Source organism: Dinghuibacter sp. (genome assembly GCF_035492835.1).
In the GTDB taxonomy this organism is placed as follows: Bacteria; Bacteroidota; Bacteroidia; order Chitinophagales; family Chitinophagaceae; genus Dinghuibacter.
The window spans coordinates 1-10,604 of record NZ_DATJIY010000237.1; the positions used below are offsets into that span (position 1 = coordinate 1).

The following is a 10,604-nucleotide window of genomic DNA, read 5'->3' on the forward strand; positions in this document are numbered from 1 at the left end:
AAGCCGGACGGCGGCTTGACGCCAAGGGCGCGCACACCTACGAAATCGAAGTCAAGGGCAGGGACCTGCTTTTTACCATGGAGGGGGCGTTCCTGTCCGAGGAGCGCGAATAACCTTGTCCACATAAGCGCGGTAGCTGTCGCCAACGGGTAGCCGGTGCTCGCCGAGCTCGATTTCACTGGCGGTAAAGGCGGTGATGTGCCGCATATTCACCAGGTAAGATCGGTGGATGCGCAGGAATCCCTTGTTTTTCAACTCCTCTTCGAAGTCTCCCAGCTTGTATTTGGTGACGACGATCGTCTCCGAAGTGACCACGCGGAGGTAGTCCTTCATGCTTTCCGCATAGATGATCTGGTCCAGGTCGACCTTGACGTATTTATACCCCGACTTCAGATAGATAAATCGGGGCTCCGAGGAGGACAGGATGTGGGCCATGGGCTGGTTGCTTTGCCTCAGGAAGCGCTCCATCGCCTTAAAAAACCGGTCGAAGGTCACGGGTTTGAGGAGGTAGTCCACCACCTCGAGGTCAAAGCCCTCGAGCGCATACCGCCGGTGCGCGGTGGTGAGGATGGTGGGGGGCGGGTGGCGGATGCTTTTGAGCAGGTCGAGACCGCTCAGCTGGGGCATCCGGATGTCCAGGAACATCAGGTCGACCGGTTCCCGGTTCAGGAAATCCAGGGCTGCCACCGCGCTCGGGCAGTCCCCCGCGACCGTTACGTAGGGCAGCTGGGTAAGGTGCTGGCGGAGCAGTTGTATCGCCAGCGGTTCGTCGTCAACGAGCAGGCAGCGGATAGGCATGGGGGGCCTTTTTTAGGTCGAGGAGCACCAGGGCCTCGAAGCGGTCTCCCTGGAAACCCGTGGTGAAGGTATGGCGGTTGGGGAAAAGTATCTCGAGCTGTTTTTGGATATTGCTCAACCCGATCCGGCCATTGCGCGCCGCGGGAGCGCCGGGCGTTGGCGCCGCTGAGGCCGCGCCGTGCGCCACCGTATTGGAGACGCAATACCTCAAACGATCACCCGCGACGGCCAGCGCGATGTCGATCCGCGGCGAGCCGAGGTCCTGGCTGGCGCCATGTTTGAAGGCGTTTTCCGCCAGCGACAGGAGCAACAGCGGGGGCACCGATGCGTCCTGCTCCAGCCGCTGCTCGAAACGGACCTCGAGCCGGTGGCTGTACCGTAGCCCTTCGAGCGAAAGATAGTCGTTCAACAGGCCGATCTCGCCCGCCAGCGGGACGAGCGGGGCATTGCAACGATACAGGATATAGTCTAGTATCTCGGAGAGCTTGGCGATCGAAGAAGATGTGGCGGACGACCCGGCCAGCGACAACGCGTAGATGTTGTTCAGGGTATTGAACAGGAAGTGCGGGTTCAGCTGGCTTTTGAGGAGCTTCAATTCCGTCGCCATCTTGTCCCTCTCCAGCGTGAGGGCGCGTTGCTGGATGACCAGCTGCTCCAGCAGGATGTGGACGAACAAATACAAAAAAGCCAGGCAGAAAATCTGGTAATAATAGACGTAGGTCAGCTTACCCAGGTTGCTGATGATCTCCCAATTGGTCTCGAAGGCTTTGGGGGGAACGCCCGTGAGGGGTTCGGTCACCCGCACCACCAGGAAACGCGCCATGACGCAAACCAGGTAGGAGCCCAGGACGAACGCGATCGTCGCGGTGACGTACCGCTTGCGGACAAAGAACAGCGGTACGATCATATACGTCAGCCAATAGGCGCCGACCATCTGCGGGATCATATACACCCCGTTCCCGATAAAGGCCTGCCGGAGGGTGAATTTGCTGCCGTCATAGTAGCGGGTGGAGAAGATCGATACCACGAGTATCACCCCCCAAAACACGACGTGACCGGCCAGCCGGTATTTTTTGTGGCAGTATTGGATCGCGTCCACGAGATTCATGCTTCAATCTCCGGTTTTTTCGCGAATTGCCCGCGAGGAGACGCGCTTTACACACCGCGAGTCGACGAACGGGCAAAACCGCCCCCCGAAACCTTTCCGGCGGCCGGGGCCGCCGGGCCGTCGATTTGGCGAAATTCGCGCGCGGGGGCGAGCGATTATTGCGTATGCGAAAGTTGCTCATATTGCTCTGCTTCCTCCGTGTGGCGCACGCCCAGGACACAACGCACGCCCAGGATGCAGCACGCGCCCGGGAGATGCGCGATACGGTGAAGCTCAAGGACATAAAAATCACCGCGCCAAAACCGCTCGTCGATCGCCAGCTCGACAAGACCGTCGTCAACCTCGACCAGCACCCTACGGCCGAAGGCGAGACCGTGCTGGAAGCCCTGCGGCATATTCCCGGGGTGCAGGTCGGTCCCGACGGGCAGATCACCTATAATGCCCGGGCGGGGGTTACCGTGATGATCGATGGCAAGCCTACCTGGCTGTCCGCCCAGGACCTCGCGGCGCTGCTCAGCAGCATGCCCGCTGGATCGGTACAACGCCTGGAGTTCATGACCAACCCCTCCGCCAAATTCGACGCGGCCGGAACCGGTCCCCTGATCAACATCGTCCGCCGCCGCAACCGGAAGGACGGGTTCAACGGGACAGCTGGCGCGAGTCTTTTACAAGGCTTCTATGGGCGGTACAACGGCAACCTGGGTGTCAGCTACAAAAACGGGCACGCCAACCTGTGGGCGGCCGACAGCTATACCTTCAACAAGATATTGCTGACCGGCCACGCCAACAACGACTTCCTGGATACCCATGGGGCACTCCTGACAGCGTATTCGTCCGACAACACCGACACCCGCTCCAACCGTTTCAACCGGCCCAGCGGGGGCGTCGACTGGTATGCCACACCCCGGACCACGCTCAGCCTGTCGGCCACGGCAGGTTTTGGCCTCGTGGGACAGCAACCATCGTCGCATATGCTTCAGAGCGACGGCCAGGGGCGTCCGGTGCAATACGAAGACTTCTCCGGCAGCGAACGCAACCGCGACAAGAACTACGCCACCACCCTGCAATGGACACAGGCCTTCGATACCCTCGGACGCAACCTCACCGTCGACCTGGACTATGCGAATTTCGGTTTCTGGTTGAACCAGGACAACCGCTATCTGTACTACGATACGTTGCACAGGCTCCAGGGCGATACCAACCAGATCCTACCGCAATACCGCCGGCTGCAGATCTATTCCGCACAAGCGGCCTTCACCCATCCTTTTAGCGGCGGCCGTTGGGAAGCCGGTTTGAAGTCGAGTTATGTGCACATCGTCGACACCTTCCCCGGCTCGCCTTCGATGAATACCGAGCAGATCGACGCGGTCTATGGGACCTACGAGCGGTCGTTCAAAAAACTCAGCCTCGAGGCGGGTCTGCGGGTCGAGAACGAAAAAGCGGTCGGCACCGAGGACACGACGATCGTGCAACGCTATTTCCAGTTCTTCCCCAGCCTCTTCCTTCGGTATGCCTTTACGCGCCAGACGCTGATACTCCGGCTCGGGCGTCGGACGGACCGGCCGGACTATTCGGAGATGATCCCCTTTCGCCGCCCGCTCAGCGGCATCCTCTACTTCCAGGGGAACGCCAACCTCCGGCCGGACATGACCTGGCACGGGGAATTGTCGTGGAGCTGGGCCGGCGCCCTGACCGTCACCGCCGCGATGGACCGCGACCACGACTATATGCGTACCCTGCCCTTTGCCGATCCGGGAGATTCCACGATAACCCGTCGTCCCACCAACATCGACGCGTTTTCGTGGAACGTGGACGTCAGCTATGACAAACAGGTCACGCGTTGGTGGACGACCAGCAATACGGTGTCCGTATTCGAGAACGGATACTCGGGCAACCCGGACAGCGCCAGCCTCCCCAACCCGGTCGCATTCGACGTCAGCGTCGACAACACCTTCCAGCTGACCCGCGGCCTGACCGCGGAAGTCGATGGGGACTATGCCGGGAAGCATCGTTTTATCGGGTCCCAGTACAGCGCGGGCTGGTACGTCGACGCCGCGCTCAGGCAAGCGCTTTGGAAGGGCCGGGGCAGCCTCTCCCTCAACGCCCGGCGTTTATTGATCAACCGGACCGGAACCGGTTTCGACCGGTATGAGGGTTTGTACAATTATGGGTACTCCATCAACAAGGACGCCCGTACGATCTCCCTGAGCCTGCAGTACCGGTTTGGCAGGGGCAAGGCCGCACATTCACCGGTGAAGTCGGGCGCCGAGGAAGAGCGGCAGCGGGCCGGTGGTTGAGGGCTTTTTTGTACCTTCAGCCGTATGCGGATCGTTTTCTTATTAAATATGCTCCTCATGACCGGGGCGATACTCCTCACGGGCGGCGCGGCGCAGGGACAACAAAAGGTGCTTGTCGCCGCGGCGGCCGACCTGCGGTATGCGATGGACTCGCTGGTGGCGACGTATACGCGGATGCATCCCGACGCCCGTATCGAGGCGACGTACGGGTCGTCCGGGAATTTTTACGAACAGATACAGAACGGGGGCCCGTATGACCTGTTTTTCTCGGCAGACATGGACTATGTGGTCAAGCTAAAGGCCGAAGGCAAGGTCTATGGGAACGTCGTGCGCTACGCCACGGGACACCTGGTGTTGTGGAGCCGGTCGCTGGACCCGTCGGACAAAAAGATGCAGCTGCTGACCGATCCCGCCGTCAAAAAGATCGCCATCGCCAACCCCGCCCACGCGCCCTATGGCAAACGCGCGGTGGAAAGCCTGGAATATTATAAACTATACGATCAGGTAAAAGACAAGCTGGTGTTGGGGGAAAACATCTCCCAAACCGCGCAGTTCGCCGCCACCGGCTCCGCGGACGTAGGCCTGATCGCCTTGTCGCTCGCGCTGTCTCCCTCTATGAAGGAAGGGCGGTTCTGGCGGGTCCCGGAGGCAAGCCACAGCCTGCTGGAACAAGGATACGCGCTGCTCCAGCACGGGGCGGCCAACACCGAAGCCCGCAACTTCGCCGTTTTTATCACGACACCGCCGGCCAAAGCCGTGTTAACCCGCTTCGGATTCGAATGATATGCCGGACCTCCAACCCTTGTGGCTGACGCTGGCGCTGGCGTCGATCACCACGCTGATCCTGCTGGTCCTCGCCCTTCCCCTGGCGTGGTGGCTGGGCGTGGGGCGCTTTCCCGGTAAACCGGTGGTGGAGGCGCTGGTCGGTCTGCCGCTGGTGCTGCCGCCCACCGTCCTGGGGTTCTACCTGCTGCTGGCCTTTAGCCCCGAACACGCTTTTGGCCGCGCGCTCGACCGCTGGCTCGACGTCCGGCTGGCGTTTACGTTCCCCGGGATCGTGATCGCTTCGCTGCTGTACAGCCTGCCTTTTATGGTGCACCCGGTCCGGTCGGGGCTGAAACACCTGCCGGCGTCGATGACCGAAGCCGCCTATACGCTCGGGCTGAGTCCATGGACGACCTTCCGGCGGATCCTGTTACCCAACCTGCGGGCCTCGATCGCCACGGGGGTCGTGCTCACATTTGCGCATACCGTCGGCGAGTTCGGCGTGGTGCTGATGGTGGGCGGCAACATACCCGGCGTCACGCGCGTGGCGTCGCTGGCCCTCTTCGATGAAGTCCAGTCGATGAACTACCACAACGCCAACGTCTACGCCGGCATCCTGCTGGGGCTGTCCTTTTGCCTGCTCCTGGGCGTATACCTTTTACGAAACCAAGACCATGATCCGGTTTGACGCGCATACGGATGTCCTCGACCTGACCTTCGAGCTGGAGCCGGGGCGGTTAATGGCGGTGATGGGGCCGACCGGTTCGGGGAAGACGACGCTGCTGAGGACGCTGGCGGGGTTGACGCCGCTCCGGCGAGGGCACATCGAAATGGCGGGCGTCAGCTGGGACAACGTTCCGCCGCAACAAAGGCGCGTCGGCATGGTCTTCCAGGACTATGCGATCTTCCCCCACCTCACGGTGCGGGGCAACCTTACGGTGACCGGCGCCACGCCGGAACGGATCGAATGCCTGCTCGACGACTTCGCGCTGAGGGAATGCGCCGGCCAAAAACGTCTCTCCGGTGGCCAGAAGCAGCGGACCGCCCTGGCGCGGGCGCTCGCGCGGGGACCGAGGCTGCTCCTGTTGGACGAGCCCCTTGCCGCCCAGGACGCCGCCATGCGCACCCGGATGCGCAAACGCCTGTTGGAGTACCACCGGTCGGAGGGGCTGACGACGGTGCTGGTCACGCACGATGATAACGACGCCCGGGCGCTGGCGGATTGGGTGTTACGACTCGAGGACGGGCGGATTGCGCAATCGGGGACGCCCCGCCAGCTCCTGGAATCGGGACCGAATATCTATTAAATATGAATTTATGGTTAATCGGTATAAACGGAAACTTCAGAATTTCCTCAGAATTGTAGATTTGCGACCATGAAAAAAACAACCCTGGCAACCATCGGCCTTACGGCCGTTCTTTTTGCCTGTAACAAATCCAACCAGAGCGTGAACGTGTCGCAACAGCAATTCACGTCCGGTTCTTACGTGGACGCAGGCGATACCCTCAACTCCAAGCTTGGCTCGAGCAACCGCGCCATCAAGGGTACGCTGAAAAGCGGCGAAACCTACTACCTGTCCAGCGACCACGGCGACGCCACGATCAATAGCGGGGATACGCTGGTCATCCAGAGCGGTGTGACGATCTATATAGTCGGACCCAGCACGGGCCCCACCGCTATCGGGACCCAGGACCACGCGCCCGGCCTGATCGTCAACGGGACGTTGCTGAGCCTGGGCACCAAAACCCAGCCCATCCTGGTCACGGTCCAGGACCCCACCCTCCGCTCCGATCCCAGCAAGGACCCGCAGAACCCGAGCACCGACCCGGCCTTCAAGGGCTATTGGGGAGGTATCCAGGGCGGCACCGGCAGCGGGGACATCATCCTGAAGTGGACGCGCCTGGAATACATGGGCGGTCTGGCGCCCCTTTCTTCACCCGTTCGCCCGGGCGCACAGCGCTACGCCGTTTTCGTGTCGAACCCCAGTTGTCACCTGGTGGTGGAAAACTGCTGGCTCTATGGCACGGCCAACGACTGTCTCCGTCCGGCGGGCGGCTCGTACGAGATCTTTGGCAACACCTTTGAAAAGGTGGGCTTCTCCGCGGGAGAATGCGTCAACGTCAAGAGCGGCAGCCGCGGCGACATCGCGTACAACCTCGTTATCGGCGGGACAGGGAACGCCTTCAAGTCCGCCAATGCCGGCGGTCTTTCTCCGCAGGCGGACATGAACTGCTACAACAATACCATCGTCACCACCGGTTATCGCCAGCTCAAGGTGGGTGAAGGCGGCTCGCTGGACTTCGAGAATGGCGGCCGGGGCAACTGTTATAACAACCTCCTGGTGAATTGCCGTTTCGGGTTGGGGGTTGCCGGCGCCGGTTCTTCCGCCGGTTCGGCCGACCTGGCCAACGTCCACTATGGGTATACCTACAACTACGCGGACGCGGATTCCCTCACCACCCAGTTCCTGCCGTCGGGGTACGTCACCCAGCCGCAAAGCGGTGACATCAACGGCGGTAACGCCACGACGCCGGGCGCCAATAACCCGATGCTCGTCAACTACCCGTTGCCCGCTTCGGCCACGATCAACTTTATCGAAGCCGACTATGCAGGCAGTTTCGATTTTCACCTGAAGTCCGGGTCGCCCGCGATCGGCAAGGCGTACACGCAGTTCAGCGCCTATGGCGTCGTACCGGTGGACCCCACCTTTGGGGTGACCGCGCTCTTGCAGCCGGGCAAGGACATCGGGGCCTTCCAAAGCGACGGGACCGGGAACCAGCACTAAGATGACGCCGATTCTTTTGTTGATGGTGTGGTTGGGCGCGCAAAAGCCCGATACTGCCGCTCCCAAGGTGGTCGACATGCCGGCCATCTCCCTGCTGGGCAACCCCACGGGCACCGACCAGGACGCCCGGCGGCTCGAACGGAACGCCCCCCAATTGGTGAGCGTCACCGGCTCGGAGACCATGCAGCGGGCGGCGGACCTCTCCGTCACCGACGCCGTGCAACGGATGGCCGGGTTGTCGATCATCCGCGGCAATTCGGGGGAGGATAGCCGCGCGATCATCCGTGGGATGAGCCCCAAATACAATGGCACCCTCGTACAGGGCATGGTGATCCCCAGTCCCGACGAGCGCCGGCACGACATCCCGTTGGATCTTTTTCCCGCGGGACTGACGCAGCGCATCGAAGTATACAAATCCCTCACCCCCGACATGGAGGGAGGCGCGATCGGCGGCCTGATCAACATCGTCATGAAGGATGCGGGGGCGCAGCCCTTTTTCAGCGCCCAGGTAGCCACGGGGTACAGCCAGTTGTTTTTCGACCGGCGTTTTGTCACTTTCGACCGGGGCGTGGTGCGGTATGATCCGCCGCCGGGGTATGTGTCGGCGTCCGATTTCACGCTGGCCAATCTTTCGTTCAGGCCGGTGCAAGCCGCACCGGACCTGCTCGGCGGGTTGATCTTTACGCACCGCTACGCCCACGAAAAGCTGGGCATGGTCCTGGCGGCGGACTACCAGGGCTTCCACCACGGCTCCGATGGGTACTATATCGGTACGGGGACGGAGCCGGGGCTCGACAATGCCTCCGGACTAACGGACTTCTATACTCGAAAATATTCGACGTCTACCGTCCGGCAGAGCTTCTATAACCAATGGGACTATCGCTTCAACGACCGCAATAAGCTTACGCTGTTCAGCTTCTATACCCGCAACCTCGACGCGGAGTCCCGGATGTCCGTGGATACCAGCCTGGTCGAGGGCCGAAGCGAGCCGGGCACGGGCCGCATCGACATCCTGGAGCGCTCGCGGCTGCACATCCAGCAGATCGAAAGCAACATCCTCACCGGCGCGCACCGGCTCAGCAACGCCTGGTCCCTGCACTGGGCGGGCTCCTATGCCTACGCCTCGGGCCGTTACCCGGATTGGGCGGAGCTGGATGCCAGCACCGGCCGCCTCCAGGGCAGCGGGGACAGCATCGTGCAAAGTCCCGTAGTGCTGGGCTCGCTGGAGCGTCAATGGCTCATCAGCCATGAGCGGCAGGAAGAAGGCAAGGCGGAGCTCACCTATAGCCACGGCCATCTCCTGCTGGAGACCGGCGGCGACTTCCGGCACAAGGACCGCGACAATACGTACACCGAATATACCTTCACCCCTTCCCTGCCGGGCGGTATGGGCCAACCGTTCGTGGACATCTACCACGCGCAGTGGCTCGGTAACGCGCCACAGGACCCGCTGGGTTCCGGCGCCAACCCAAACACGTATCGCGCCCACGAGGACATCGGCGCCGCATTCCTGGCCGCCCGGTATACGTGGCGGCGTTTCGACTGGGTGGGCGGCCTCCGGCGCGAGACCACCGTCCAGGACATCACCTCCGACGTGGACCCCACCCTGAGCTATGGTCAGCACATCCACATCCGCTATGCCGATTGGTTGCCGAGCGTCCAGGGGCGGTACCGTTTTGCCGGGGGCGATCAGCTGCGCGCCTCCTGGTTCGAGGGGCTGTCCCGACCGGCGCTCTCCGACGTCACCTTTGCCTCGATCACCCAGGAAGACTACGTGATCGCGGGCAACCCTTTCCTCATCCGCACAAGCGCCGACAACCTCGACCTCCGGTATGAACACGCCGATACCTGGCAGCTGGGCGTATTCTACAAACACCTGCGCAACCCCTTCGAAAAAACCCTGCTGAACAACCGCGACACGCTGTATCCGCTGCCCTCCGGCGGTCTCCCCTATACTCCCGCCGGCGTGCTTACCGAGCAGCTCCGCAACTATGGGTCGGCGTCGAACTATGGATTGGAAGCCGGATATACGCGCGCGTGGGGCCGTTTTGGCCTCGCCGCCCACTACACCTTCACCCTGTCACGGGTGACCCAAACCACGAAGTGGAAAACCCGCGTCAACCCGAAGGACCCCACGAGCGACATCATCACCGTCAGCCGCACCGAAACGCGCCCGCTCGAAGGCCAGTCCAAGCACCTGGCGAGCCTAAGCCTATGGTACAAGGACGCCCGCTGGACCGCGCAGGTTTCGTCCGTATACACCGGCGCGCGTATCGACGACGTTTCCGGATGGTACGGCCTCGATCAGTGGCAACGCGGCTACGCATTGTTGGATGTCGCCGCCGAACGGCGCTTCGGGTCGCACTGGAGCGTATTCGTAAAAGGGTCCAATTTATTGAATTCCGCGACCGTCGTCGAGGTCCGGCAGGCCAATACGGCCCCGGCGGGGTTCGTGCCGGGGCAGACGTCTTCGTCCCGGATTACGGTGCAGCGGATGCAGAACGGGCAGCGGTACCTGGCGGGGGTAAGGTTTTTACTTTGAGGTCACTTCTTTTTCAAACCACGACAGGTATGCATCGAGCTGGGAGACGAGGTAGTAGGGAAGGCTCAACAAATAATACACCTTGCCCGAATCCGTTTTTATCGTCGTTATATGCCTTTCGCCCGCATATAAACGGATAGCCAACGAATGGGGCGCTATATCCATGTAGTTGTGCAACGAACGAAGCGCTCCTTCTTTCCCTGATTTTACTTCTATCGGGATCAGCTTGCCATCGAAGGCGTATAGATAGTCCAACTCGGAAGTCGACGACTTTTTCTCCCTCACCCAAAAATTCAAGCCGTGCAGGA

9 protein-coding genes are annotated in these 10,604 nt (G+C 61.4%); 6 read left to right on the plus strand and 3 right to left on the minus strand.

Annotated elements, in window-relative coordinates:
• Positions 1–72: 72 nt before the first annotated feature.
• Both VL547_RS21600 and VL547_RS21605 read right to left on the minus strand, forming a co-directional pair.
• Positions 73–798: a LytTR family DNA-binding domain-containing protein gene (locus VL547_RS21600; RefSeq protein WP_325581898.1), complete on the minus strand. Its 726-nt coding sequence runs from the start codon at positions 796–798 to the stop codon at positions 73–75.
• Complete coding sequence (locus tag VL547_RS21605) at positions 773–1,906, minus strand: sensor histidine kinase (protein WP_325581902.1); 1,134 nt, start codon at positions 1,904–1,906, stop codon at positions 773–775. The genes VL547_RS21600 and VL547_RS21605 overlap by 26 nt, the downstream gene beginning before the upstream one ends.
• A 164-nt stretch (positions 1,907–2,070) precedes the next feature.
• Between VL547_RS21605 and VL547_RS21610 the strand changes: the two genes are divergently transcribed.
• The 6 genes from VL547_RS21610 to VL547_RS21635 all read left to right on the plus strand — a co-directional run bounded on the left by VL547_RS21610 (position 2,071) and on the right by VL547_RS21635 (position 10,296).
• Complete coding sequence (locus VL547_RS21610; protein ID WP_325581904.1) at positions 2,071–4,203, plus strand: outer membrane beta-barrel family protein; 2,133 nt, start codon at positions 2,071–2,073, stop codon at positions 4,201–4,203.
• A 24-nt stretch (positions 4,204–4,227) separates the two neighbouring features.
• Positions 4,228–4,986 (plus strand): molybdate ABC transporter substrate-binding protein, encoded by a 759-nt coding sequence (modA, locus tag VL547_RS21615; RefSeq protein WP_325581906.1) that lies wholly within the window; start codon positions 4,228–4,230, stop codon positions 4,984–4,986.
• Between the two features lies 1 nt (position 4,987).
• Positions 4,988–5,656 carry a molybdate ABC transporter permease subunit gene (modB, locus tag VL547_RS21620; protein ID WP_325581908.1) on the plus strand — a complete coding sequence of 223 codons (669 nt, stop codon included), beginning with the start codon at positions 4,988–4,990 and terminating at the stop codon, positions 5,654–5,656.
• The gene (locus tag VL547_RS21625; protein WP_325581910.1) at positions 5,643–6,275 is read left to right on the plus strand and encodes an ABC transporter ATP-binding protein; all 633 of its coding nucleotides are present in this window, start codon (positions 5,643–5,645) and stop codon (positions 6,273–6,275) included. Before modB ends, VL547_RS21625 begins: the two co-directional genes overlap by 14 nt.
• Before the next feature lie 69 nt (positions 6,276–6,344).
• On the plus strand, positions 6,345–7,754 hold the full coding sequence (locus VL547_RS21630; RefSeq protein ID WP_325581913.1) for a hypothetical protein: 1,410 nt from the start codon (positions 6,345–6,347) through the stop codon (positions 7,752–7,754).
• Between the two features lies 1 nt (position 7,755).
• Positions 7,756–10,296, plus strand: coding sequence for a TonB-dependent receptor domain-containing protein (locus VL547_RS21635; protein ID WP_325581915.1), 2,541 nt, complete (start codon positions 7,756–7,758; stop codon positions 10,294–10,296).
• Here VL547_RS21635 and VL547_RS21640 read toward each other — a convergent pair.
• The coding region (locus VL547_RS21640) for a hypothetical protein (RefSeq protein ID WP_325581917.1) at positions 10,288–10,604 on the minus strand (317 nt) is incomplete at its 5' end. The two genes, VL547_RS21635 and VL547_RS21640, sit on opposite strands and share 9 nt — an antisense overlap.

What these genes read in the sequence shown, in the direction of transcription:
- VL547_RS21600 (WP_325581898.1), bottom strand. Translation starts at nt 798, where the DNA reads ATGCCTATCCGCTGCCTGCTCGTTGACGACGAACCGCTGGCGATACAA.
- VL547_RS21605 (WP_325581902.1), bottom strand. Translation starts at nt 1,906, where the DNA reads ATGAATCTCGTGGACGCGATCCAATACTGCCACAAAAAATACCGGCTG.
- VL547_RS21610 (WP_325581904.1), top strand. Translation starts at nt 2,071, where the DNA reads ATGCGAAAGTTGCTCATATTGCTCTGCTTCCTCCGTGTGGCGCACGCC.
- modA (WP_325581906.1), top strand. Translation starts at nt 4,228, where the DNA reads ATGCGGATCGTTTTCTTATTAAATATGCTCCTCATGACCGGGGCGATA.
- modB (WP_325581908.1), top strand. Translation starts at nt 4,988, where the DNA reads ATGCCGGACCTCCAACCCTTGTGGCTGACGCTGGCGCTGGCGTCGATC.
- VL547_RS21625 (WP_325581910.1), top strand. Translation starts at nt 5,643, where the DNA reads ATGATCCGGTTTGACGCGCATACGGATGTCCTCGACCTGACCTTCGAG.
- VL547_RS21630 (WP_325581913.1), top strand. Translation starts at nt 6,345, where the DNA reads ATGAAAAAAACAACCCTGGCAACCATCGGCCTTACGGCCGTTCTTTTT.
- VL547_RS21635 (WP_325581915.1), top strand. Translation starts at nt 7,756, where the DNA reads ATGACGCCGATTCTTTTGTTGATGGTGTGGTTGGGCGCGCAAAAGCCC.